This window comes from Affinundibacterium baiyunense (genome assembly GCF_018139645.1).
Classification (GTDB): Bacteria; Pseudomonadota; Gammaproteobacteria; order Burkholderiales; family Burkholderiaceae_D; genus Undibacterium; species Undibacterium baiyunense.
The window spans coordinates 1-332 of the sequence record NZ_JAGSPM010000060.1; the positions used below are offsets into that span (position 1 = coordinate 1).

1 protein-coding gene is annotated in these 332 nt (G+C 42.5%); it reads left to right on the forward strand.

The window, feature by feature from the left end; translation table 11 throughout:
* Positions 1-332: DDE-type integrase/transposase/recombinase (locus KDM92_RS18340; RefSeq protein ID WP_212685797.1), on the forward strand; the 332-nt coding region annotated here is incomplete at both ends.

Sequence of the window (332 nt, forward strand, 5' to 3'; positions counted from 1 at the left end):
CTTTATCTGTCACCGATTTTAGATCTGTTTAATGGCGAAATCATCGCCTTTGAAACTGCGAAAAGACCTGTTTATAAAATGATTGATACGATGCTTAAAAAGGCTTTCAAACGGCTGTCGCCAATCGATAAACCCATTTTGCACTCCGACCAAGGATGGCAGTACCGCATGCCAGCCTATCAAATATCACTAGCGTCACGAGGCTTAATCCAGAGTATGTCACGCAAAGGTAATTGCCTCGATAATGCCGCGATGGAGAGTTTCTTTGCCGTTTTAAAGACAGAGTTCTTTTATCTCAATAAATTCACAAGTGTCGAGCAACTTGAACGGGG